Annotated in this window: 22 protein-coding genes; 16 read left to right on the top strand and 6 right to left on the bottom strand. The window is 68.7% G+C overall.

Annotated elements, in window-relative coordinates:
* Positions 1-154 precede the first annotated feature (154 nt).
* The 6 genes from ABZX37_RS05530 to ABZX37_RS05505 are packed head-to-tail and all read left to right on the top strand — an operon-like array spanning position 155 to position 6,398.
* Entirely contained in the window at positions 155-1,519 is a 1,365-nt protein-coding gene (locus ABZX37_RS05530) for an MFS transporter (RefSeq protein ID WP_354736312.1), read from the top strand.
* A 22-nt stretch (positions 1,520-1,541) separates the two neighbouring features.
* Positions 1,542-2,525, top strand: a complete 984-nt coding sequence (locus ABZX37_RS05525) for an aldo/keto reductase (protein ID WP_354736709.1) — start codon at positions 1,542-1,544, stop codon at positions 2,523-2,525.
* Between the two features lie 18 nt (positions 2,526-2,543).
* On the top strand, positions 2,544-3,338 hold the full coding sequence (locus ABZX37_RS05520; RefSeq protein ID WP_354736310.1) for a glucose 1-dehydrogenase: 795 nt from the start codon (positions 2,544-2,546) through the stop codon (positions 3,336-3,338).
* A complete protein-coding gene (locus tag ABZX37_RS05515) occupies positions 3,335-4,201 on the top strand; it encodes a carbon-nitrogen hydrolase family protein (RefSeq protein WP_354736308.1) in 867 nt (288 codons plus the stop codon). The genes ABZX37_RS05520 and ABZX37_RS05515 overlap by 4 nt, the downstream gene beginning before the upstream one ends.
* Positions 4,201-5,571, top strand: a complete 1,371-nt coding sequence (locus ABZX37_RS05510) for an amidase (RefSeq protein ID WP_354736306.1) — start codon at positions 4,201-4,203, stop codon at positions 5,569-5,571. The genes ABZX37_RS05515 and ABZX37_RS05510 overlap by 1 nt, the downstream gene beginning before the upstream one ends.
* Positions 5,568-6,398 (top strand): LLM class F420-dependent oxidoreductase, encoded by an 831-nt coding sequence (locus ABZX37_RS05505; RefSeq protein WP_354736304.1) that lies wholly within the window; start codon positions 5,568-5,570, stop codon positions 6,396-6,398. Before ABZX37_RS05510 ends, ABZX37_RS05505 begins: the two co-directional genes overlap by 4 nt.
* Positions 6,399-6,445: 47 nt before the next feature.
* Here the strand turns inward: ABZX37_RS05505 and ABZX37_RS05500 are convergent, their stop codons facing one another.
* The 5 genes from ABZX37_RS05500 to ABZX37_RS05480 all read right to left on the bottom strand — a co-directional run bounded on the left by ABZX37_RS05500 (position 6,446) and on the right by ABZX37_RS05480 (position 14,030).
* Positions 6,446-7,177: a glycoside hydrolase family 75 protein gene (locus ABZX37_RS05500; protein ID WP_354736302.1), complete on the bottom strand. Its 732-nt coding sequence runs from the start codon at positions 7,175-7,177 to the stop codon at positions 6,446-6,448.
* A gap of 187 nt (positions 7,178-7,364) precedes the next feature.
* The gene (locus ABZX37_RS05495; protein ID WP_354736300.1) at positions 7,365-8,897 is read right to left on the bottom strand and encodes a DUF4157 domain-containing protein; all 1,533 of its coding nucleotides are present in this window, start codon (positions 8,895-8,897) and stop codon (positions 7,365-7,367) included.
* An 82-nt stretch (positions 8,898-8,979) separates the two neighbouring features.
* Positions 8,980-10,098 carry a serine hydrolase domain-containing protein gene (locus ABZX37_RS05490; RefSeq protein WP_354736298.1) on the bottom strand — a complete coding sequence of 373 codons (1,119 nt, stop codon included), beginning with the start codon at positions 10,096-10,098 and terminating at the stop codon, positions 8,980-8,982.
* 112 nt (positions 10,099-10,210) lie between these two features.
* Complete coding sequence (locus ABZX37_RS05485; protein WP_354736296.1) at positions 10,211-11,236, bottom strand: alpha/beta hydrolase; 1,026 nt, start codon at positions 11,234-11,236, stop codon at positions 10,211-10,213.
* 91 nt (positions 11,237-11,327) lie between these two features.
* On the bottom strand, positions 11,328-14,030 hold the full coding sequence (locus ABZX37_RS05480) for an AAA family ATPase (protein ID WP_354736294.1): 2,703 nt from the start codon (positions 14,028-14,030) through the stop codon (positions 11,328-11,330).
* A 113-nt stretch (positions 14,031-14,143) separates the two neighbouring features.
* Between ABZX37_RS05480 and ABZX37_RS05475 the strand changes: the two genes are divergently transcribed.
* From ABZX37_RS05475 to ABZX37_RS05435, 9 genes are all read left to right on the top strand, one after another.
* Entirely contained in the window at positions 14,144-15,664 is a 1,521-nt protein-coding gene (locus ABZX37_RS05475; RefSeq protein WP_354736293.1) for a tannase/feruloyl esterase family alpha/beta hydrolase, read from the top strand.
* A gap of 114 nt (positions 15,665-15,778) precedes the next feature.
* Positions 15,779-16,255, top strand: coding sequence for a DUF6130 family protein (locus tag ABZX37_RS05470; RefSeq protein WP_354736291.1), 477 nt, complete (start codon positions 15,779-15,781; stop codon positions 16,253-16,255).
* Positions 16,256-16,300: 45 nt separating this feature from the next.
* Complete coding sequence (locus ABZX37_RS05465; protein WP_354736289.1) at positions 16,301-17,239, top strand: LysR substrate-binding domain-containing protein; 939 nt, start codon at positions 16,301-16,303, stop codon at positions 17,237-17,239.
* 54 nt (positions 17,240-17,293) lie between these two features.
* The gene (locus ABZX37_RS05460) at positions 17,294-17,842 is read left to right on the top strand and encodes an SCO family protein (RefSeq protein WP_354736287.1); all 549 of its coding nucleotides are present in this window, start codon (positions 17,294-17,296) and stop codon (positions 17,840-17,842) included.
* Positions 17,842-19,410: a hypothetical protein gene (locus ABZX37_RS05455; RefSeq protein ID WP_354736285.1), complete on the top strand. Its 1,569-nt coding sequence runs from the start codon at positions 17,842-17,844 to the stop codon at positions 19,408-19,410. Before ABZX37_RS05460 ends, ABZX37_RS05455 begins: the two co-directional genes overlap by 1 nt.
* Before the next feature lie 10 nt (positions 19,411-19,420).
* The gene (locus ABZX37_RS05450) at positions 19,421-20,272 is read left to right on the top strand and encodes a fumarylacetoacetate hydrolase family protein (protein WP_354736283.1); all 852 of its coding nucleotides are present in this window, start codon (positions 19,421-19,423) and stop codon (positions 20,270-20,272) included.
* Between the two features lies 1 nt (position 20,273).
* Positions 20,274-21,194: a VOC family protein gene (locus ABZX37_RS05445; protein ID WP_354736281.1), complete on the top strand. Its 921-nt coding sequence runs from the start codon at positions 20,274-20,276 to the stop codon at positions 21,192-21,194.
* 32 nt (positions 21,195-21,226) lie between these two features.
* Positions 21,227-21,742, top strand: coding sequence for an SRPBCC family protein (locus tag ABZX37_RS05440; protein WP_354736279.1), 516 nt, complete (start codon positions 21,227-21,229; stop codon positions 21,740-21,742).
* A gap of 79 nt (positions 21,743-21,821) precedes the next feature.
* Positions 21,822-22,634: an NAD(P)H-binding protein gene (locus ABZX37_RS05435; protein ID WP_354736277.1), complete on the top strand. Its 813-nt coding sequence runs from the start codon at positions 21,822-21,824 to the stop codon at positions 22,632-22,634.
* A gap of 57 nt (positions 22,635-22,691) precedes the next feature.
* Here the strand turns inward: ABZX37_RS05435 and ABZX37_RS05430 are convergent, their stop codons facing one another.
* Positions 22,692-23,108, bottom strand: coding sequence for a hypothetical protein (locus ABZX37_RS05430; RefSeq protein WP_354736275.1), 417 nt, complete (start codon positions 23,106-23,108; stop codon positions 22,692-22,694).
* Positions 23,109-23,431: 323 nt separating this feature from the next.
* Here ABZX37_RS05430 and ABZX37_RS05425 point away from each other — a divergent pair, with 323 nt between their 5' ends.
* Positions 23,432-24,637, top strand: coding sequence for a hypothetical protein (locus tag ABZX37_RS05425; protein WP_354736273.1), 1,206 nt, complete (start codon positions 23,432-23,434; stop codon positions 24,635-24,637).
* Position 24,638 lies beyond the last annotated feature (1 nt).

The raw sequence follows: 24,638 nt of genomic DNA, 5'->3' as shown, positions 1-24,638 counted from the left end.
GGTCCTGCCGCGAACAGCCCGGCAAGACCCCTCTTGACCTGCGTGACCAGGGCGAGTAGACAATCCATATCACGTAGTGATTCGCACGTTTCATAGGACGAAACACAGAGAGTTTCGTCCCGACGGCCGTCGAAGGTGGCGGAAGGAGCGGGCAATGGCGCCGGCGCAGGAACCGACCCAGGCACGACCCGAGACGAGACTGGCCAAGGTCGCGGTGACCGCACTCTCGGCCTCAAGCATCGAGAACTACGACTTCTTCATCTACGGCACCGCGGCGGCGCTGGTCTTCCCCCAGCTCTTCTTCCCCGAGCAAACCGCGCTGACCAGCGCACTGCTCAGCTTCGCGACCTTCGCGGTCGGCTTCATCGCGCGGCCGCTCGGCGGGGTGCTCTTCGGCCACATCGGCGACGTGCACGGCCGCAAGAAGGCGCTGATCGGCGCGCTGGCCGGGATGGGGCTCGCGTCGACCCTCATCGGCCTGATGCCGACGCACTCGGTGATCGGGGTCGCCGCGCCGATTCTGCTGGTATTGCTGCGTTTCCTCCAGGGCATCGCGGTCGGCGGACAGCTCGGCGGGGTCGTCCTGCTCGCGATGGAGAGCGCGCCGCCCCGGAAGCGCGGCTTCTTCTCGAGCTTCGCTCAGGCGGGCGGTCCGGGCGGCATCATCCTCGGCAACCTCGCGTTCATCGCCGCCATCCGGCTCACCTCGCCCGCCGCGTTCGAGGCGTGGGGCTGGCGCGTTCCGTTCCTCGCGAGCGCCGTGCTGGTCTGGCTGGCCATCCACTTACAGCTGCGTCTCGAAGACACGGATGCGTTCCGACGGCTCAAGCAAGTCAAGAAGCCGGCCGCCGAACGCTCCCCCGTACTGCGCGCGTTTCGCGTCCACTACAAGCAAATCGCGCTGGTCGCGGCTGCCTACATCGGCATCAACGTCACCTACTACCTGTTCATGACGTTCGCGGTTTCCTACAGCACGAACCCCGCGATTTTGGGCCTGTCGAAGGACACCGTCCTGCTCGCCGTCCTCGTGGCGGCCGGGGTGCAACTGGTGTTGCTCCCGGTGTCCGGCGCCATCTCCGACCGCATCGGCCGCCGCGCGATGCTGCTGGCGGGTTCGGGGATGCTCTGCGCCTTCTCGTTCGCGTTCTGGCCGCTGCTGAACACGAAATCGACGTTCCTGATCCTCGTCGCGTTCATCGTCGGCCTCGGCCTCATGCACACCACGATGTACGGACCGCAGGGCGCTTTCTTCGCCGAAGCGTTCTCCACCGGGCTCCGGTACTCCGGCGTCTCGCTGGGCGTGCAGATCGGCGCCGTCATCGGCGGCGCGTTCGCCCCGCTGATCGCGACGTCGCTGTACGCGGCGACCGGATCCTCGATGTCGGTGGCCATCTACATGGCGGTGGTCTGCGCGATCACGTTCGGCGCGGTACTCCTCATGCCGGAAACCCACCTGAAAGACATCAACGAATCAGTGGCGGCGGCCGAACCCGCCGCCGCGAACGACCCAGCCGTCTGACCAAAGGAGAAGCAGCATGGCGATGCCCACCCGGCATCTCGGCAAGCTCGACGTCGGCGCCCAAGGGCTCGGCTGCATGGGCATGAGCGATTTCTACGGCAGCGGAGACGAAACCGAGTCGATCGCGACCGTGCACCGCGCGCTCGACCTCGGCGTGACGCTGCTGGACACCTCCGACATGTACGGCTACGGCGCCAACGAGGAACTGGTCGGACGGGCGATCGCCGGTCGCCGCGACGACGTCGTCCTGGCCACCAAGTTCGGCGTCGTCCGCGCGGAGGAGGACTCGATGGCGCGCTCAGTGCGCGGGGACGCGGAGTACGTCCGGCAAGCCTGCGACGCGTCCCTGCGCCGCCTCGGTGTCGACCACATCGACCTCTATCAGCAGCACCGGGTCGATCCCGCAGTCGACATCGAGGAAACCGTCGCGGCGCTGGCGGAGCTGGTCGCGGCCGGGAAGGTGCGCCATCTCGGGCTGTCGGAGGCGTCGGCGGACACGATCCGCCGGGCGCACGCCGTCCACCCGATCACGTCTGTGCAGACCGAGTGGTCACTATGGTCGCGCACCATCGAGGACGAGGTGGTGCCGGTCTGCCGCGAGCTGGGCATCGGGATCGTGCCGTATTCGCCGCTGGGCCGCGGCATTCTCACCGGCCGCTACCGTTCGACGGACGACTTCGAGAAGGACGACTTCCGGCGGACGTCGCAGCCGCGCTTCGCCGAGGGCAACCTCGAACGCAACCTGGAGTTCGTGCGGGCCCTGGAGGAACTCGCCCGAGCACGTGGTGTCACGGCGGGTCAGCTCGCGCTGGCGTGGGTACACAGTCACGGCGACGACGTCGTGCCGATCCCGGGCACGAAGAAGCGGAGCAGGCTGGAGGAAAACGTCGCGGCCGTCGATATCTCGCTGTCCGCCGCTGACGTGGCAGCGATCGAACAGGCGGTGCCCGCTGACCAGATCGCCGGCGAGCGGTACTCCCCGGACCGGATGTCGTTGCTCGAATGACCTTGATGGGTTGGTGAAATGCGTTTCGCAGACCGTGTGGTGATCGTGACCGGCGGCGGTGGCTCCGGACTGGGCCGGACGCTGGTCCGCCGCTTCGCCGGCGAGGGCGCAGCCGTCGTGGTAGCCGACCGCGACGAGGCGGCTGCCGACCAGGCCGCCGCCGAGGTGGAAGAACAGGGCGGGCGGGCGTTGGCTGTCCGAACCGATGTCCGCAGCGACGACGACGTCCGCGCGATGGTCGAGGCCGTCCGATTCGTCTACGGCCGCGTCGACGTCCTCGTCAACAACGCCTTCACGTCCAATCCGGCGTCCATTCTGGACACCCGCATCGAGGATTGGCAACGCGACCTCGACGTCGTGCTGACGGGCGCTTTCCGGTGCTCCCAACAGGTTCTTCCCACGATGATCGACCAACAGCGCGGGGTGATCATCAGCGTCTCGTCGGTGAACGCGCACACCCACGTCGGCGCGGCCGGATACAGCGCCGCGAAAGCCGGGGTGGAGGCGCTGACCCGCAATCTGGCCGTCGAGTTCGCGCCCTTCGGCATCCGGGCGAACGCGCTGGTGCCCGGCACCTTCCGCACCGACGTCTGGAAGGAACGGCAGAAGATCGACCCGGACCTCCTCGACCGTCTCGCGACCTGGTATCCGCTCGGCCAGGTCGGCGTACCCGACGACATCGCGTCCGCGGCGCTGTTCCTGGCTTCGGACGAGGCGTCGTTCATCACGGGCAGCCTGCTGCCGGTCGACGGGGGTCTGCTGGCGGGCAATCCGCAGTTCGCGCGCGACGTGCATCCGGAGAATCACCGATGAAGGACGAGGTGCGCGTTTCGCTGGTGCAGTTCAGTTCCGCGGTACTGGACTGCCCAGGCAACGCCAAACGGATGGCGGAGTTCGTCGAGCGCGAGGCACAGGAGCACGGTGCTGAGCTGATCGTCTTCCCCGAACTGAGCAACACCGGGTACGTCCGCTCCGCGCGCGACGACGCCTATGCCGAAAGCCTCTACGCGGCGTCGGAACTCGTGCCGGGCCCGACGACGGAGGCGCTGGGCGAGGCGGCCCGCCGTGGTGGCGCACACGTCGTGGTTGGTATGTCACAACGGCATCCACGCATACCAGAGGTGCTCTACAACAGCGCCGTGCTGATCGGCCCGTCGGGCGATGTGATTGGTGTGCAGCACAAGGTGCATCCGTGCCGCGACGAGAAGGAGTACTACGTCCCGGGTGACGAGATCTCAGTGTTCCCCACTGCGCTCGGCACTCTCGCGCTCAACGTTTGCTACGACGTCCGGTTCCCCGAGATGGCTCGCGTGCAGACCCTCGCCGGTGCCGAGATCCTCGTCTCGCTGTGGGCATCGGCGGTCCAGCCGGGGAAGGTTCCGTCGGACAGCATCGTCTCCCGGTGTGCGACGCGGGCGATGGAGAACGCCGTGTTCTTCTTGGGCTGCAACCGAACTGGCACGGACGACGAGCAGCACTTCTACGGTCGAAGCGCCGTCGCGGGCCCGAGCGGCGACGTGCTCGCGCGTTCGGACGACGACCGTGAGGACGCTGTCCGGGCCGTGCTACGGGGTGCAGATCTCAAAGCACAGCGGCGATACCTCACGATCTTCCGCGACCGCAGACCGGAACTGTACGGCCGCGTCACCGAACCGCTCTCCCGCCCGGAGCCCTGATGACCTTGGACCTCTGCCAATGGACGGCTGAACAGCTCGGTGCCGCTTACGCGTCCGGCGACCTTTCGCCGGTCGAAGCGACGAAGGCAGCGCTGGAGGCGATCGACGTCCACGACGATCTCCGCGCTTTCGCTTACGTCGACCAGGAAGGCGCGCTCAAGCAAGCGACCTTGAGCGAACAACGCTGGGTCGACGGACGCGCGCTGGGACCGCTCGACGGCGTTCCCGCGTCGATCAAGGACCTCTTTCTCACCCGAGACATGCCAACGCTGCGCGGTTCGCGTCGCACCGACCCGGCGCAGCTCTGGGACACCGACAGCCCTGCCGCGGCAGCACTTCGCGCGAACGGTCTCGTCCTGCTCGGCAAGACGACGACGTCCGAACTCGGCTGGAAAGGCGTCACCGACAACCCCGTCGACGGCATCACCCGCAACCCGTGGGACCCGACGCTCACCGCGGGCGGATCGAGCGGCGGCAGCGGCGTGGCAGTCCGGGCGGGAATGGGCGCGGTGTCCGTGGCCACCGATGCCGCCGGTTCAGCCCGGATCCCAGCCGCTTTTTGTGGCGTTGTGGGCTTTAAACCGACGCATGGACGCATCCCGATGCACCCGCCGAGTGTCCTGGGCACGCTGGCGCACGCCGGACCGATGGCCCGCTCGGTAGCCGACGTCGCCGCGCTCACCGACGTCCTCTCTGCTCGGGACCACCGCGACCCCTCCTGGACGCCAACGATCGGCGACCCAGCGGCCCCTGTCAGGATCGCGTTCTCGCCAGCGCTGGGCCGCGTGGACGTGCAGCCGGAGATCGCCGCTCTTGTCGCGGAAACCGTCGCCTCATTGGCCGAGGCGGGCTTGCGGGTCGAGGAGGCCGACCCCTCTTTCCCAGACCCGGCAAGCGCCTTCGACGTGCTGTGGTCTGTCGGCGTCGCGCACATCGTCCGGCGCTACGGCGGCACGGCACCGCTCGACCCGGGCCTGCAGACGCTCATCGAACGAGCTGTCCGCTACGAGACCGCCGACTATCTCGACGCGCAAAGCGAACTCGCCGCGCTCGGCGTCGCCATGGGCGAGTTCCACACGCGCTACGACATCCTGCTCACCCCGACCGTGCCGATCGAGCCTTTCGCCGCGGGTCACGACGTGCCACCGGACAGCGGAATGACCGACTGGCCACAGTGGACACCCTTCACCTACCCGTTCAACATGTCACGGCAACCCGCGTTGAGTGTCCCGATCGGACTCACCGCACGCGGTCTGCCGGCGGGCATCCAGATCATCGGCCCCCGCTACGCGGACTCGGCAGTGCTCGCGGTGGGCGCGTTGATCGAGAAATTACGACCCGCGATCGACTATCCGCAGGAGGACGCATGAAGTTCGGCGTCAACACTTTCGTCACCGACGAGAGCATCCGCCCGGACGCACTGGGCCGGGCGTTGGAAGAGCGCGGTTTCGAAACGCTTCTCGTCACGGAGCACTCGCACATCCCGGTCAACCGGGAAACACCCTGGTCCGGCGGCGGCGAGCTGCCGCGCGAGTACCACCGTACCTATGACCCGTTCGTCGCCCTCGCCATCGCTTCCGCGGCCACGAGCACGCTCACCCTCGGCACCGCCGTCGCCCTGCTGGCCCAGCGCGATGTCTTCCAGACCGCGAAAGAAGTCGCGACGCTCGACGTCCTCTCCGGCGGCCGAGTCCTTTTCGGAGTGGGCGTCGGCTGGAACCGCGAAGAAATGCGCAACCACGGGGTCGAGCCGCGTCGCCGGGGCCCGCTGCTGAACGAGAAACTCGCCGCGCTCAAAGCGATCTGGACCACCGACGAGGCGGAATTCCACGGCGAGCACGTCGACTTCGCCCCGGTCTTCTCCTGGCCGAAACCCGCGCAACGCCCGCACCCGCCCATCGCCATCGGCGGCGAAAGTCCGGCCGCCCTCGACCGGCTCGCCCGCTACGGCGACGAATGGATGCCCCGCGCGAAAACCCCGGTCGACGAACTGCGCCGCGTGTCGTCTTGGCTGGCCGACCAGGGCCGTGCCGACGTCCGCACCACGCTCTGCGGAGCCACTTTGGACTCTGACCTCGCCGCCTACGCCGAGGCCGGAGTGGACCGGGTGACGTTCACGCTGCCGCCGTCACCGGAACGGGAAACGTTGCAGTACCTGGACAAACTGGCGGCATACATCGAACGACAGAAGAGCTGAATGCGGCCACTGCCAGCTTCAGCAGTGACCGCATCAGTTTTTGAAGACTAGATACCCATGCTCGCGCCGAGCGTGTCCAGCGCCTTGTTCACCATCCCCTGCGCGGCGGCGTTCAGGTTCGCGTTCGTCCCGTTCACCACCCAGTCCGAACCGGAGAACATCACCACGGTCACACCGTTGTCGACGCCACCGTCAGTGCCGCTGCTGTTGATGCCCAGCAGCGAAGCCGCCTTCACCGACGCTTCGCCCAACTCGCGGGAGTCGTTGTCCGAAGTGTCCTGGTCGTTCGCGGTCTGCGTGTCGCCGAAGATCGCGCCGATCACCTTGCTCTTGTAGAACATCAGCGCGAACTGCCTGCCCTTGATGCCGTGCTCCTTGTAGAAGAAGTGCGGGCACGGGCTCTTCTTGTCGTAGCAGTCGTCGCCGAGGACGTAGAACGGCACCTTGTGCGCGCCGAGCGACTTTCCGTTGCTGTCCTTGAAAGTCGTGGTTCCCTGGTGGTCGGGATCGGGGTCGGGGTCGCTGCCGTCGGTGTCGACGGCCAGGCCGGAACCGTAGGCGTAGACGCCCTTCGCCACCTGGTAGACGTTGACGTTCTTGGCCCGCGTCATGGTGTTGATGTGCGGCTGGGTATTGACCTTGTTCTCGTTCGTGCTGTTCTTCTTGACGCCGGCCAGCACCTCCGCGGCCGTGTACGACTTGGCGGCGGTGTCCGAGGTGGACGCGTGAGCGGAGTTGACGGCGAGCGGAACGGCGAGCGCCAGAGCGGCGCCGACCACAGCGAAACGCCTACGGGAGGATGACATGACCGGGCGACCTCCAGCCTTCATTAGGAAAACTTCCTAACATAGTGAACCATCCGTGACCGGTCGTTGTCACGAGGTGACTTGGAGAAAATTCCCGGCGGCGGCCTGGTGCTGGGAATCCACCCGGGACAGGTGCCGCTGAACGGAACTGCGGCGCGGGTCAGGGCAACTCGAAGCGGTAAAACTGGTGCCCTTCCACCATCAGAACAACCTGGCTGACCCCGCGGGTGCGGTACGGCAGAGCGGCACGCATCGCGAAGAAGATCGTCCTGATCGCCTCGAACATCGCGGGGCGGTCTTTCACCAGCCGGTAGCTGACCGGGAGACTCATGACCGCACTGGATCGATTGTTCTTCTGCGCGTCATCGAGAAGCTTCGCGGCGTTGACGGCGAACTCGCCCGCCAGGAGATAGTCCCCGGCTCGCTCGGTGCCGCGCACCTCCGGCGGCGTCAGCAACAGCGGGTCGAACTGCCGGGCCGCGGCCAAGACGGCCTCGCTCGGCCCAGCCTGCTTGAGGTTCGGTTTGGGCGCGTCCCGCGACGGAGAGAAATCGAACGGAACCGACGGGCCCGGGATGATCTTCTCGCCGGGCGCGGACGGAACCGGCGGCGCGACGGACGGCGGCACGACCTGGGCGTACGGGCTGCCCGCGCCCTCCTGCTGGCGTTCCATCGCCTTGCCCGGCTGCTGGTTGATCCATCCCTCCACGAGGCTGTGGATGGAGCCCTGCTCCTCGGGCTTGAGGTGTGCCTGATCCATCGCCACGTCGACAAGCTTGAGCACTCCCGACGCGACCGCCGACTTGGCGCCGTCCACGACGAGCTTCCGCAGGCCGTCGGACAGCCCTATCCGGCGGAGGATCGGCGTGAGGGTCGAGTCGACGATCACGGCGCCGACCGCCTCGCCCGCGTTCTTCGGCCGCTTGTCCGGGTCGGCCTTCGCCGGAGCGATGCCCAAATGCGCCACCCGATTCTCCGGAACGACGGGCGGCAGCTTCTTGGCGACCTCGTGCGCGAGGGCGGCCGGCGTGCCGGACACCGGCCCGGACAGCCACGCCTCAACCGACGCCATCTTCATCGCATCGCCGACGAAAAGCTTCAGGATCGCGGACTTCACCTCGTCGGTGTTGTGCAGCGTCTGGCCGCCCTGTACTCGCTGTATCTCGGTCAGGTATTCGGTGAGCGCCTTCTCCACCTTGCCGACCGGCACGCCCGGTTTCTCGCCGCGGCGGTCGACCTGCCGCTGGACCGCTGCGACCGGACCGCCGGGCACCGCCACCAGCCCCGCGTCGGCCGCCCGCTCGGCCGCGTCCCCGGGGGAACTCACCCCCGGCACGAGGCGGCTGGCATGCCGCTGCTGCACCACATGGGCCGCCTCGTGCGTCAGGAGGTGTTCGTCGGGGGCGCCGGCGACGACGATGTCCTCGCCGGAGGTGTACGCGACCGCGTCCAGGTCCCGCGCGGACTGCGCCGCCTCGGGACCGGTGTGCACCCGGACACCGCTGAGGTCCTCGCCCCACCGGTCTTCCAGCCGGCGCCGGACCTCGGACGGGAGCGGAGTCCCAGCCGAACGCGCTGGGACCTGGCTGAAGTCCGTTGAGATGGCAGCCGGCGTCTCCCGCGCCTCATCCGGCACGACCTGAGGGGCCGGATGAGGCGTCGGCCTCGTCGGACGGTGGTCGTGAGCCCGCATACCGCGCCTCGCTTCCGGTCGCCTGGCTACGGCTTCAGCCCCCAGGATCGGCCGGGCGCGTCACCGCCGCATCACCGCCGGGTCAGGACGCGCAATAGGCCTTGAGCGCCGCGTTGCCCAGCGTCGTCTGGCCACGAGTCACAGGCCCCGGAAGATGGTTCTCGTTGGCCGCGACCAGCACCTGCTTGCTGCCGTCGTCGCTGGTCAGCCACAGGTTGAAGTAGCCGAGCACCCCGCCGCTGTGATTCCAGGCCAGGCCGCAGGCCGTCGGCGACAGGCCGATTCCCAGCCCGTACTGGTTGCCCGCGTTGTCGATCGGCACCGTCGTCTTCAGCTCGGTTTGCTGCTGCGGCGGCAGGAGTTTTCCGCTCAGCAGCGCGCGTTCGAAGGCCGCCAGATCGTCCTCTGTGGACACAATGGCGCCAGCGGTGCCGAACGCCTGCACGTTGGAAACCGTGAAGTCGTTGTAGAACGTTCCGAACGAGATGTAGTAGCCGTTCAGATAGTTGCCGGTCAAGCCGGGATCGGCGGTCGGGAAGGAGGTGTTGCGCAAGCCGAGCGGTTCGATGACGCGCTTCTGGATCTCCGCGGCCGGTTCGTTCCCGGTCACCGCCTTGATCACCATGCCGGCGAGCACGTAGTTGGTGTTCGAGTAGTGGAACGAGGCGCCCAGCGACGGGTGCGACGTCGCGATGTCCACCAGCGTCTGCGGCGGCCACGGCTGGCGGGGGTTGGTGTTCGCGACGTAGGAGTTGAGGAACCGGGAATCGCCCGCGTAGTCCGGAAGCCCGGACGTTTGGTGCAGCACCTGCCGGACGGTGATCTTCGTGCCGTCGTTGCCGTTGGCGTTCACCGAACCGGGCAGCCAGCGCGCGAGCGGGTCGTCGAGGGACAGCTTGCCCTCGGCTTCCAGCTGCAGCAGGACGGCCGCGGTGAACGCCTTGGTGTCGCTGCCGATCCGGAACTGCGCTTTCGGGTCCGCCGGGGTCTTGGTGGTGAGGTTTCCGTATCCGGCGTGGATGTATTGCGCGGTTTCACCGTTCCGGACCAGGCCGATCACCCCGGGATACCCCACGCTGACCCCGGCCTGGGCTCCGGCTTGGAGGATCTCCGCCGGAGTCTCCGCCGAAGCCGGACTCGCCAGACCGGTCAAGGCCGCCACCACGGCCGCCGCGACCGCTCCGAAAGCTTTGCGTCTCATCGCACTCCCCGCGTCGAAGGTCGCCGGGCTTGCCGATTCCTGAACGGGCACAGCAGTTTCCGGCGAGAGGAATGCGCACCGTATCCGCTTACGATCAAACTTCGATGAATCGTCAGAGCTTCGCCGCGTCCACGATCGCCTGCGCGAACGGCCGCGGCGCCTCCTGCGGCACGTTGTGCCCGATGCCGTCAAGGATCCGGTGCTCGTACTTCCCGGTGAACTTGGCGCGGTAGGCCTTGCCGTCCTTGGCCGCGCCGTCGAAGTCGCTGGCGAGCGTGATCGCCGGGACGCCGATGGTCGCGCCCGCGGCGAGCTTCTGCTCATACGCCTCATACTGCGGTTCGCCGGGAGCGAGGCTGAGCCGCCAGCGGTAGTTGTGGATGACGATCGCGACGTGGTCCGGATTGTCGAACGCGGCGGCGCTGCGGTTGTACGTCGCGTCGTCGAACTGCCAAGCCGGCGACGCCGTCTTCCAGATCAGCTTGTTGAAATCGTGCCGGTTCGCCGCATAACCGGCGCGGCCGCGCTCGGTCGCGAAGTAGTACTGGTACCACCAGCCCAGTTCAGCGGCCGGGGGCAGCGGCTGAAGGTTGGCCTTGAGGTTGGCGACGATGTACCCGCTCACCGGGACAACCGCCTGGCACCGCTGCGGCCACAACGCCGCGATCACCGCGGCTGTCCGGGAACCCCAGTCGTAGCCGCCGAGAATCGCTTTGTCGATCTTCAACGTGTCCATCAGCGCGACGACGTCTTGCGCGATAGCCGTCTGCTGTCCATTCCGGACGGTGCTCGCCGACTTGAACACCGTCGGGCCGAAGCCTCGCAGGAACGGGACGATCACCCGGAACCCCTGCGCGGCAAGCAGCGGAGCGACGTCGGCGTAGCTGTACGGGTCATACGGCCAGCCGTGCAACAACAGCACCGGTTTGCCGTTAGCCGGGCCGAATTCCGCGTAGGCCATCGAAACGAGACCGGCGTCGGCGTGCTTGATCGTGCCCAGTGAGGTGTGCTCGCCCGAGCCCTCGCGCAAATCCACGCGAGGGGCGGGCTGCGAGGCAGCGGGCGAGGAGCAGGCAGCGAGAGAGGTCGCCGCCAGACCGGCCGCGAACGCCTGGGTGAATCGTCTCCTGCTGATCATCTGAACTCCTGTGCGCGAGACCGTGGGACGGCCTCGACGCTAAGGAGCCCGGCCGCCGGCCGCGCCCGTCAGATGACGCAACCGGCGTAAGTCAGTCGCTCAGCGCCCGCACCGCACCGGCCAGTTCGGCACGGGAACTGACGCCGAGCTTCGGGAAGATCCGGTGCAGGTGAGTCCCGACGGTCCGGTGCGAAAGATAGAGCCGTTGCCCGATCTCCCGGTTCGTCAGCCCCTCGGCGGCCAGCTGCGCGATGCTCAGCTCGTGCGGCGTCAGCTTGTCGCGGGCGTCCGGGCTCCGGTTCGGGCTCGACTCCCCCGCGCTGCGCAACTCCCGCCGCGCCCGCTCGGCCCACGCCGCCAGGCCGAGCGCGTCGAACGTCTCCCGCGCGGCACGCAGGTGCGCCCGCGATTCGACGACCCGGCGCTGCCGCCGCAACCACTCGCCGAACGCCAGGTGGACCCGCCCGCGTTCGGCGGGCCACCCGCTCAACTCCGCCTGCAAAGCCGCCGTGAACAGGTCTTCCGCGGTTTCCTTCGGAGCGAGCACGGCCCGCGCGAATCGCAGTCCGATGTGCAACGCCGGGGCTGACGTCACCGCAGCCAGCGGCTCCAGCTCGGCCAGGATTTCCCGCATCGCGTCGGCCTGCCCGGCCCGGACGGCGGCCTCGGTCAGCTCCGCGACGCAGTAGGCGCGCAAGGCCAGCTGATAAGCCGGATCCGCGGGATCAAGCAGGCGGCGGAGATCGGCGAACGCGTCCTCGTACCGGCCTTCGCTCAACCCCACGAGCCCGCGCGCGAGCTGGACCGTGGCCAGCACCGGACGGGCGCCCGCCGCGAGCCCAGCGCGTTCGGCCTCGTCGGCGAGTGCGCTGGCCTGCTTGTGGTCGCCGCGCAAAGCCGCGATCTCGGCCTGGACCGCCAGCGCCAGCCCGCCCATGAACGGCTGGCCCGTCTCCCGCGCGAGCCGGACGGCCTCCGCGGCGGAAGGCGCGGCACCGGCCAGGTCGCCGAGCCGGACCCGGCTCCACGCCTGGACCGCCAAGGCGCGCGGCAACACCCCGAGCTTGCCTTGTGCCCGCAGCCCCGGCACCGCGGCCGTCGAGAACCGGGCCGCCAGGTCGAATGCGCCGACCTGCAAAGAGGCGCTGCCCAGGTACCGGTCGGTTTCCGGATCAGCTCCGGTCGCGCCGACGAGCACCCTCAACTGCTCCAGCACTGCAGCGCCGCGCTCAAATGGCGCGACATACGCGGCGACCGCGATCAGGCGCGGGTCGTCGTCGTGGATGGGCGACTTGGCGGCGACGTCCAGCAGCGTCCGACGAGCCGTCGTGCCGGGTTCGGCCCAGAAACACCGCATCGCGGCTCCCCACAGGATCCGCATCGCCGCGTCGTCCTGCCCGTCGGCGGCGACGGCTCCGGCGAGGGCCGCCAACTCCCCGATCCGGGCGGGATCCTCGCGGACGCCGTCCTCGAAACCGCTGAGCAACTGGCTCGCGGCCGCCTTGCGGCGCGGGGAAAACGACTCGTCGCGCACCAAGCGTTCGGCGGTCTCGCGACGGCCCGATTCGACCGCCAGCCCGGCGGCCCGCAGCAGCCGATCGGCCCGCGCGTCCTGGTCTTCGCTGAGCCGCGCCGCCTGCTCCAGCGCGGCGATCGCGGCGGCGGCCCCACCCCTTCGGCGAGCCCGATCCGCCGCCGATTCCAAGGCCGCGGCCACGGTCTCGTCAGGTCCGGAAGCTGCCCGGGCTTGATGCCAGGCACGTCGATCAGGGTGTTCACGCACCGTCTCGGCCAACGCGAGCTGCGCCCGCCGCCGGTCGCCGAGCGTCGCGGCGGCGGGAATGGCCGAGCGCATCAACGGGTGCCGGAAGGTCACGCAGCCGACCTCGAACTCGACCAGCCGGGCGTCGACAGCGGGGCCCAGCACGTCGGGCTCGACCGGCGTGCCGAGCAGAATCCCCGTCGCGGCCAGGGTTTCGGCGATCGAACCGGTCTCGTTGAGCGCCGCGACGAGCAGGGCGGCTCGGGTGGATTCGGGCAGCGTCACGACCCGGGAGGCGAACGTCCGCTCGAGCCGTTCGGTGAGCGGCAGGACCGGGTCGAGCACGTCGAGGTCGGCCACCGCGGACGGAAGCTCGGTCAACGCGAGCGGATGGCCGGCGGACTCGGCGAGCAGCCGCGTCCGGACCATCGCGTCCAGCCTCGGTGCGACCGAGTCCAGCAATTCCGTGGCGGCGTCGTCGGTGAGGCGGCCGAGCGGCATCGGCGAGAGACCGGCGTCGAGCAGCGGGCCGGAATCGTCCCGGAGCGTGGCGAGCAGCGCGATCGGTTCGGTCTCGATCCGCCGGGCAACGAAAGCCAGGACGTCCGCGCTGGCGCGGTCGAGCCACTGGACGTCCTCGGCGACGACCAGCACCGGCTTCGCGGCGGCGGCATCGGCCAGCAGCGTCAACGCGGCGAGCCCGACCAGGTACGCGCTGGGTTCCGGCCCTTCCGCGAGCCCGAGCGCGGTCCGCAGCGCAGTCCGTTGCGGCGCGGGCAACTCGGCCACGCCGGAGCGGACCGGGTGCAGCAGCTGGTGCAGCCCGGCGTAGGCGAAGTCCTGCTCGGCCTCGGCACCGGTCGTCCGCAGCACCCGCGTCCCGGCGACCGAAGCAGCCGCGGCCGCCGCGGCGACGAGCGCGGACTTGCCGATGCCAGCCTCGCCGCGGACGAGGACGCCGACGCGTCCTTCCGGTCCGTCGACCAGCTCGGTCAGCTCCTTGAGCTCGACGTCCCGTCCGTGCAGCGTCATGATCCCTGACGATACCGGGAGACGACGTACGTCGACGGCGTCGTCCGACGGGCGCGAAGACGGCCGCGAGCGGCTTAGTTTCAGGCGAAAGCGACCCTCCACAAAGGAAAGCGATGAGACGCACCCGAACCCTTCTCTCGGCGTTGCCGCTCGCGGCGCTGCTGGTGACCACCGTCACCCAGCTCGCGCCCAGCGCCTCCGCGGCCGAGACCACCGCCTGCGCCACCGTCCCCGTCGCCGCGCCCAGCGGCGCGAAGATCGAATCGGTGCAGGCCGATCCGAAGCCCGGTTACTGCGAAATCACCGTCACGCTCACCCACCCCGGGGCCAATGACCACGTCAAGGTCGCCGTGGCATTGCCGCAAACCGGGTGGACCGGACGGCTCCAAGCTGTCGGCGGCAGCGCGTACGCCGCCGGCGACTTCGGCGCGCCGCTGGCCCAGGCCGCCAAGGACGGCTACGCGGGCGTGACCACTGACGCCGGTGTGCTGACGGGGCTGGACACCTCGTGGGCGCTGACCGCGCCCGGCAAGGTCAACCGGCCGCTGCTGACGAACTTCGCCACCCGCTCGGTGCACGAGGCCGCGCTGCTCGGCAAGGACGTCACCCAGCGGTTCTACCACCGGCCGGTGACCTATTCGTACTGGAACGGCTGCTCGACCGGCGGCCGCCAGGGCTACTCCGAGGCGCAGAACTACCCCGGCGACTTCGACGGCATCCTGGCGAACGCGCCCGCGGTCCACTGGACGCAGTTCGCGGTCGCGACGCTCTGGCCGCAGATCGTGATGAACCAGGAGCACGACTTCCCGAGCGCCTGCGTTTTCACCGCGTTCCGGCAGGCCGCGGTCAAGGCGTGCGACGCGAACGACGGCGTCCGCAACGGCATCGTCGACCGGCCGGACGAGTGCAGCTACGACCCGCGCGGTCTGATCGGCACGAAGGTCCTCTGCGACGGCAAGGAGGTCACCGTCACGGCCAAGGACGCCGACGTCATGCGCAAGATCTGGGCCGGGCCGACCGACGAACGCGGCCGGAAGCTGTGGGACGGCCTCCCGAAGGGCGCCGATTTCGCCTGGCTGGCCGGAACCGGCGACAGCCCGTACGCCACCGGCTTCCCGGTCGCGCTCAAGTGGGTGCAGTCGTTCGTCGCCAAACAGGCCGATTTCGACGCCTCGAAGCTCACCTACGCCCAGTTCGCCCAGGTGTTCCGCCAGTCGGTGCGGGAGTACGACGACGTCATCGGCACCGCTGACCCGGACCTGTCGGCCTTCCGCCGGACCGGCGGCAAGCTGCTGACCTTCGTCGGCTCGGACGACCAGCTCATCCCGCCCGGCGGCACGCTGCGCTACCGCGCCGAGGTCGAACAGGCGATGGGCGGCTCCCACCGGGTGAACGACTTCTACCGGCTGTTCCTGGCTCCCGGCGTCGAACACTGCGGCGGCGGGGCGGGCGCCTCGCCGACGAACCCGCTCGGCGCTCTGGTCGACTGGGTCGAGCACGGCAAGGCTCCGGCCACCTTGGCGGCCGCGACCGCGGACGGGAAGCAGACCCGCGACCTGTGCGCGTACCCGCGAGTCTCGCGGTACCAGGGCTACGGCGACCCGGCCGTGGCGTCCAGCTACCGCTGCCGCTGACCTGTGCCGTGCGTGCCGACCCCAACGGCACGCACGGCACTTCCCTGCCGACGTACAGCGATACGGTCATCCGACAGTCGCGGCGATGATCAACAGCGACCTAGTTTTCTTTCCATGGCTCACTTTCTTCGTACCGCGGTCCTCGGTTCGGTTGTCTTGCTGGCGACCGCCTGCTCAGCTTCCGCGGCTCCCTCGACTCCGCCAGCCGCCCCTCCCGCGGCGGCCTCGGGCTGGCCGCCCGCACCCGTCGTCCCGCTGCCGACCCAGCCGCCGCCCTCGCTCGCCGTCGACGCGCCGCTGCCGGAACAACTCGCGAAAGGCCTGGTCGTCCTGCGCTACCGGGCGGAGAACCTGCGCATCGTCCCGGTCTACGGCCCGGCCGCGCTCGACGTCTCGCCGCGCATCGGCCACATCCACGTCACGGTCGACGACGCGCCCTGGCACTGGGCCGACGGCAGCGGCGAACCGCTGATCATCCAGGCGCTGCCGCCCGGCCCGCACAAGGTGTGGATCGGGCTCGCCGACCCGACGCACCACGTCCTGGACAGCAAAACCGTCAGTTTCGTCGTGCCGGTGGGCGGCCACCACTGAGCGGACCGGCAGAATCGGGCGCATGCGAACAGCCGAGCGTTCCGGATGACCGATCTCGCCGACGGCAGGCTCAAGCTGCGGCACCTGCGGTACGTCGTGGCGATCGCCGAGCACGGGTCGCTGGTCGCCGCGGGCGAGCGGCTGCACATCACCCAGCCGGTGCTGACCCGCGGGCTGCGCGAACTCGAGTCGATCCTCAAGGTCGAACTGTTCGAACGCGGCCCGCGCGGGATGACGGCGACGCTGTTCGGCGAGGTGTTCGTCGACCACGCCCGGGCCGTGCTCGCCGAACTCCGCCAGGCCGGGCGGCATCTCGAAGAGCTGGTCGACGGCCACGCCGGCACCGTCACGATCGGCTCCTTCCTCGCCGGGGCGAGCGTGCTGCTGCCCCGCGCGGTCGCGCGGGTGAAAGCCGTCGCCCCCGACCTGACCGTCATCATCCGGCACGGCGGTCCGGAAGCGCTGTACGAAGCGCTGCTCGCGGGCGACGTCGACCTCGTCGTCGGCACGCTCGAACCGGCGAACAACGACCGGCTGCGCCAGCACCACCTCTACTACGAACCCGCCCGTGTGGTGGCGCGCAGCGAGCATCCCGCGCACCGGCGGCCCGGGCTCACGATCGCCGATCTGATCGGCGAACTCTGGTCGCTGCCGCCCGCCGACAACCCGCAGCGGCGCCAGCTGGAAGAACATCTCCTGAGCCGCGGCCTCTCGACCCCGGCCAACCGCATCGAATGCGGTTCGTTCCTGGCCGTGCGCGCCATCGCGCTGGAGACCGACACGCTGGTCGTGATGCCGCAGCTGGTCGCCGAAACCGAGCCGGAGCTGGCCGCGCTGCCGATCGACCTCGGCATCGTCGAATCGGTCGGCGTCACGCTGCCCGCGGGCAGGCAGCTCACCCCGACGATGCTGCTGATGATGCGGAAGCTGGACGAGGCGGCGGCCGAGATCCGGGCAACCATCGGCTATACCCAACCGACATAGTCCAGCGCCAACGCGGCATTGGACGGGCATGGCCACGGCTCCTAGCTTGGAGTCATGGAAATGAATTCCTCCTGCTGCACCCCTCCCGGTTCCGGTTCGGCGACCATTGTGCGCCCGGTTCCGACAGTCGGCGGAAGTTTCCGGCTGATCGACGATTCCGGCGCCGCGGTCACCGAGCGTTCCTATTTCGGCAAATACCTCATCGTCTTTTTCGGCTTCACGCATTGCCAGATCGTGTGCCCGCCCGCGCTGGCCCGGATCGACCAGGCACTCGAAGAACTCGGCGAACTCGCGAATAGCGTGCGGGCCCTTTACGTGACGGTCGATCCGGAACGCGACACTCCGGAGGTCCTGCACGCGTTTCTGGCCGCCCGGCACCCGCGGATCACCGGGTTGACCGGGTCCGCCGCGGAAATCGAGTCGATGAAGAAGGCGTATCACGTGCACGCCCGCCGCGTCGACGAACCGGACGGCTACCGGATGCCGCACAGCGCGTTCACTTTCCTCATGGGACCCGAAGGCGACTACCTCAAGCACTTCGCGGATACGGTGGACAGCAAGGACATCGCCGCCGCCGTCAAGGCCTTCCAGGCGGTGCGGTGATGCTCGCCGCACCGGACATCTCGGGGTATCCCGCGCTCGACGACTTCCAAGCGGGACACGTCCAGCACGTGCGCAATCTGGTCGCCCAGCAGGACAACGAGTGGGCGAACATGGGCAGCATGCTGTGGGGCCAGGAATGGACCGACGCCTATCGCTACCAGCTCACGCAGATGGCCTACACCCTGGGTTTCGCGCATTTCCACCATCTTCCCGCGGCCCCCGGAGCGTTCCGTCCGGCCTTCGAGGAGATCATCCGGAAAATGCAGCTTCCGGAAGTGTGGGCGTACTGGCGCGAAACCAGCCGGGGCAGTATCCGCAACAATCCGGACATCACGGAATTGCGCGAGGGCTGGCGCGATCCGGTGTTCAAAGAAAACATCATGTACAGCGGCCGCTTCTTCGCGATGCTCGGCATGCACAGCATGCTCTTCGACAGCGACCACTACGACCGCGACGGCGCGCTTTCCTTCCGCTGGGACCCGCTGTTCCAGGGACTCGGCCCGGAAGTCTACGAGTACTCGCTCAGCTCGCTCGCCGACAACCTGTACTGGCAGATGGCCGAACAAGGCTGGTACGGCATCGTCTGCGAACCCAACTGCCTCTTCCTTGTCTGCAACCAGTTCCCGATCCTCGGGTTCCGGTTCCTCGACCTGCGCAAGGGCACGTCGGTCGCCGAGGAGGTCACCCAGTCCTACCAGGCGGCGTGGGACAAGCGGGGAATCCTCAACGAATACGGCGAGTACTGGCGGCTCTGGCTGGTCGAGCAGGACCGCCCGGAAATGCCGCTGGAAGGCGGCGGAAACGCCTGGACGGCGCTGAACCTGAACGCCTGGAGCCGCGACCTGGTGCACCGGCTCTACCCGGACCAGATCCGCGACGAGATCCGGCGCACCCCGGACGGCCTGGTCACCCTCGCCGAGCCGACCGCGGCCCTGGAGGCCCGCAGGGCCCGCCTCGCCGGCCGCGCCCCGGAGTTCACCCGCGACCTGGACTTCACCTGGCGCGCCCCGGCTTTCGGCTACGTCGCCGGGTGCATGGCCGAGGTCGGCGACCAGGAGAACCTGCGCGGCCTGCTCGGCTACGCCGACGCCTACCTGAATCCGACCTGGGAGAACGGCGGCCTGTTCTACCCGCGTCAGGACCGTTCGTTCGACGAGAACGGCAACCTGATCTTCATGGACCGGCTGACCGGGAACGCGATGCTCGGCTACGCCCGGCTGAACGTCCCGGACGGGCTGTGGAAGATGTATCACCACCCGTGGACCGCGGAGCATTTCCGCGAACCCCAGGTGACCCGGATCGACGGCACGGCCGAGGTTCTCCGCGCCTGGTACGACCGGGAGAAGTCGCTGCTGGCACTGACTTTGCGTCCCGTCGCCGGAAAACCCACCGACGTGACGCTGCGGATCAGCAACGCCGAGGCGCCTTGGAAACTTTTCCGCGACGACGTGTTCGCCGCCGATTCCGCCGGGACGGGAACCCCAGGCCTGCACGTCCGGCGCGAGGGGAACGACCTCGTCGTCAGCCTCCCGCTGCCGGTGCGCACCAATCTGACGCTCTGCTTCTGAGGAGAAAACCGTGAAACTGGCCAATGTGGACGGCCGGGCCGTCCTGCTCACCGCCGAGGACAAGGGAATCGACGTCGCCAAGGCATCGGGCGGCATCTTCGGCTTCGGCTCCGTCTACCAGAACTGGACCGAATTCCGGGCCTGGGCGAAGAAACTCACCGCCGAACCCGACGTCGTCTTCACCCGTGCCCAGCTGGGCCCGCCGTCCCCCGCCCCGCGGCAGATCGTCGCGGCCGGGCTCAACTACGACGCGCACGCCGCGGAATCCGGTTTCGCCGCGCCGGACGGACTTCCCCCGGTGTTCGCCAAATTCGTTTCCGCGCTGACCGGCCCGGACGCCGAGGTCGTGCTGCCGCCCGGCGGAAACGTGGACTGGGAGGTGGAACTGGTCGCGGTCGTCGGGCAAACCACCCATCGCGTCGAGGAATCCGAGGCCTGGGACCACCTCGCCGGGGTGACGATCGGGCAGGACCTTTCCGAGCGGGTCTCGCAACTGGCCGGCCCGGCCCCGCAGTTCGGCCTCGGGAAGTCTTTCCCGAACTTCGCGCCGGTCGGGCCGTGGCTGGTCACGCCGGACGAGCTGGCGGATCGAGACGACCTGGCGCTGTCGTGCGCGGTCGACGGCGAGACCGTGCAGGACGGCCGGACCCGCGAGCTGATCTTCCCGGTCGGGAAGCTGATTTCCGCGCTGTCGCGGACCCTCACCTTGTATCCGGGCGATCTCGTCTTCACCGGAACGCCGTCCGGCGTGGGCGTCGGCCGTACGCCGCAGCGATTCCTGCGAGCCGGGGAAGAGCTGGTCAGCCGGATCGAAGGCCTCGGCGAAATGCGGCAGACCTTCGTCGCGGATCCGGAGGCCTGACATGGGGATGCATCGGCTGACCCGGGTCACGATGGGGGTCCCGAACGTCGCGGAAACCATTGCCTACTACGCTGATTTCGGTCTCGACCACGTCGGTGACGGGTCCTTCACCACGCTCGACGGCGGCGAACAGCTGCGCGTCCGGCACGCGCCTTACCGGCAGTTGCTCGAACTCGGCGTGGGTGTCGACGACGCCGACGACATCGCACGGACCGCGGCGCGCCTCAACCGGCTCGGCGTCGTCAGCACCGAAACCGGCACCGCCGTCGCGGCGATCGAGCCGGTCTCCGGATTCACCGTCCGGGTCGAGATCTCGCCGCGGATCACGCAGCAGCCGGTGCTGGCCACGCCGTACAACGGACCCGGCCGCATCGAGCGGTCCGGCCGCGCGCCCGGCGTGGTGCGCACCAGCGCGGTCCGGCCCAAGAAACTCGGCCACTGCGTGGTGGGCACCACCGATCTCGACGCCACCATGCGCTTCTTCACCGAAGCGCTCGGCTTCAAGGTCAGCGACTACATCGGCAACAAAGGCGCCTTCATGCGCTGCTCGGTCGACCACCACAACGTGCTGGCGCTCGCGGCGCCGGTGAACTTCCTGCACCACACGTCGTGGCAGGTCGACGACATCGACGACGTCGGCCGCGGCGCCGCGGCGATGCTGAACGGCCATCCCGACCGGCACGTCTGGGGCCTCGGCCGCCATCACGCGGGCTCCAATTTCTTCTGGTATCTCAAGGATCCGGCGGGGAATTTCAGCGAGTACTACTCCGACATGGACTGCGTCCCCGAGGACGAGATCTGGAAGCCGGAGGTTTTCGAAGGCGCACAGGGCCTGTTCAGCTGGGGCCCGCCCCCGCCGCCGTCGTTCCTCGAACCGGACGACCTCGGCGCGCTCATGACCGGCCAGCACTCCGCCAAGTAACCCCTGCAGTAATCCCAAAAAGGAGAGAAATCATGTCTGAAGCCCTGTACGTCCGGCAGATTCCGGACAACCTGAACATCCGCTTCGTCGAAAACCGCATCGTGGTCAAGCGCCCGGCGCAGGAGGTGTACGACTGGGTCACCACCTGGTCGAACCTGCCGAAGTGGCTGCCGATGGCGTCCGGCACCGAAGTGCGGCGCGGCACCGCGGACGTCCCCGCGGAACTCGGCGACGAACTGCTCGAAACCATCAAGCCGGACCTGAACGAAAAGCCGAAGCTGTACACCGTCGTCGCGCGGGTCCCGGGCAAACTCTGGACGGTGGTCGGCCGCGACGTGCTCGACGACGGAACCCTGGCGCCGTCGATGCACGCGATCGCCACCTTCACCACCTTCGACCTCGGCGACGGGACGACCCTGTTCTGCCGCCTGTTCGAGCGCCTGATCCCGCCCACCGAACCGGCCGGCCCGCACCCGGTCGAGGACCCGGCGCGCATCCAGCCCGGGCTGGAACTGCTCAAGGCGCACATCGAGGGCACCGCCGCGTAATTCGGCGGTTGACCTCCACCAAGGTCGAGGGAGAAGGATCGCGGTGAAGGTCTGAGCCATACCGCGAAGGAGATTGCTGATGATCTTGGTGACGGGCGCGACCGGAAACATCGGGCGTTCGCTGGTCGGACGACTCGCCGGGGCCGGAGCCGAGGTCCGCGCGCTGACCCGGTCCCCCGGCCGGGCAACGGTTCCGGCGGGAGTCGGCGTCGTCGAAGGCGATCTCGAGGATCCCGGCTCGCTCCGGCCGGCGCTCACCGGCGTCGAAGCGATTTTCCTGCTGCGGACCGGAGACACGGACACCAGCCAGATCCTGAAAACCGCGGCCGAAGCGGGCACCGCGCGAGTAGTGACAGTGTCGTCGCTGCTCGCGCAGACCCACCCCGACTCGTCCGTCGGCCGGACGCTGCTCCGCGGCGAGCAGGTCGTGCGGGACAGCGGCCTCGAGTGGACCATCCTGCGGCCCTGGGAATTCTTCTCGAACCTGCTGTTCTGGGCGCCCGCGATCCGCTCGGACGGCGTGGTGCGGGCACCGCGGCCGGGCCTGCCGTCGCCCGCCATCGATCCGCGCGACATCGCTTCGGTGGCGGCCAGCGCGCTGCTGGAGGACGGCCACGGCGGCAAGACCTACCCGCTCACCGGCCCTGCGACCTTGACGCCGCAGGAGAAAATCGCAGCGATCAGCGCGGCACTGGGCCGCCCGCTGCGTTTCGAGGAAGATCCCAGCCTCGCGACCGAGGACCCGGCCGACGACCTCGCCGCCGCGGTGTCGTTCCCCGGAGTCTGCGCGGTGGCGAGCCCCGGCGCACTGTCCACAGTGGAGGACGTGACCGGTGTTCCCGCGACGGCTTTCCGGCAATGGGCGATCGAGCACGCCGATTCGTTCCGCTGACCGGCCGCTGGCACTGCGTCGCCCGGCTCAACCCGGCGAGGCAGTGCCAGCCGCTCGCTACCGCGAGACGGTGACCGTCGGGCCTTCCAGCGTCTCGTAGGAGTAATTGTCTCCGACGAACTGGTGCTCAATTACATACTGTCCGAGCTGCGCGTTGGCGAAAACCCCGATAGTGAAGGTGAAGGTTTTGCTGCCGTTGACCGGGACATCGCCCACGTCGTAGCGAATGGTGTTTCCGGCCTGGTAGCACAGCGCGCAGGTGCTGACGTCCAGGAGTTGGTTGATCGCGCCGTTCGCGACGCCCAGGCCGAGCTTTCCGCCTTTCAGCGGGTCGGCGTCGGCGTTCGACAAGGTCACCGAGAAGGTCAGGGCCGCCCCTGGCGCGACAGTGGCCGGCGCAATGCTCACCGTGCTCGACGGTGCCGGGTCCGCGCTGGCGGGAACGCCCATCCCCAGCAAAGCGAGAACACACATCGCCGCGACGATAACTTTTCTCATGACAGCTGATCACCCGTTCCATGCTTGGGCAGAACACAGGAAAAAGGAATTGACCCGCCTCGGCCGCGCCGCACGTGCTCACGGCCGTTCGGAGCACAGCTGCTCATTCTTTCGGCCGCACGGAATTTCGTCGCCTTCAAGCCGGATTGACCAAGGGCGGGGAATGCGACCTCCTTCTCGGCCAGACCCCCGACAGGTCGACGTTAGCCCGGAAATGATAGCGGCAATCCGACCCGTTGCGCGAGAACTGTTCTTCGATCGCCGCTATCGTCGGAACCGATCGGCGAAAGGACCCGCGCATGCATCTCAGCCCGCTGACGGTCGCGTTGCCCGGCCAGGTCTGGGGCGTCGCGGCGCCCGGCCCGGACGGACCGCTGGTCGCAACCACGTACGACGGCGACAACCTGTCCCGCACGGTGCTCACCGCACTCGACGCGTCGGGTGCCGTGCTCTGGAAACACCGAGCTGACGGCCACCCGTATCCGCCGCCGGTCAGCGACAGCGGGACCGTGTGGATCGCCCAGCGGGACGCTGGCCGCTACGTCCTGACCGAACTCGACCTCGCTGGAGCGGTCCTCCGTTCAGTCGCGCTCGACCACGAACCGCACGAGCATCTCGGCGCGTTCGTCCTGCTGCCGGAAGGCTTTTGCGTGTCGTGGCTCCCCGCCGACAGGTCCCACGTCGTACCGCCTGGTCGCGTCCCGCGCGTTGCCCGCCACGACGAACGCGGCGAGACAGTCTGGTCCACCAGCATCCCGCTCGGCTCGCTGAAACTGGAAGACCTCGACTCAGCCGAACACTCGGGACCTTCGCGAGAGCCCCGAACGCTCGCCGCGTCGCGCTGGCAGCCGCTGCTCGTCTCCGCCGATCGCATCGCGGCCGGTTTCGCGGACGACGGCAGCGGGATCGGCGTGACGCTCTTCCTCGACACCGCGCACGGCAGCGTTATCTCCCAAACCCTGCCTGGCCCGCGCGGTCGGTGCGCCGTCGCGGCGCCCGGCGAATTCCTGATCGGCGAACAGGGCTACAGCTTCTTCCGCACCACCCGCTACGACCGCACCGGAATGGCTACGCAAAGGTGGTCCAGCCACGGCTTGCTGCTGGTCGATCAACACGGCGGCATTCGTGGTCCCGAATCCGAAAACATCCGCCGCTTGCGTTCGCGATTCCGCGGCCTGGCTGAAAACGGCACCCTGCTCGGCGGACCGCTGCTGCGCGGTTACTACACCACGTACCCGGCGCTGGACAGCAACGGCACCGCCGTGTTCTGGCGCGAAGGACGCCTCCTCACCGTCGATGCGGACCTCCGCCTGCGCAAGCTCTTCCTCAGCGAGGACGACCGCGCGGTGATGGGCCGGATCCTGCTGCTCGCGGACGGGCTGGTCGTCTTCAGCCTGGGCAGCGACCTGCTGTTCTTCCGCGACACAGGCCTCGGCCCCTTGGCCGACGGTCCGTGGCCCTGCGGCGGCGGCAATCTCAACGGCAACCCGGTGAGATACCAGTAGC

This window comes from Amycolatopsis sp. NPDC004079 (genome assembly GCF_040610415.1).
Classification (GTDB): domain Bacteria; phylum Actinomycetota; class Actinomycetes; order Mycobacteriales; family Pseudonocardiaceae; genus Amycolatopsis; species Amycolatopsis halotolerans.
The sequence above is the reverse complement of the archived record's forward strand: the minus strand, read 5'-3'. Positions and strand labels throughout refer to the sequence as shown.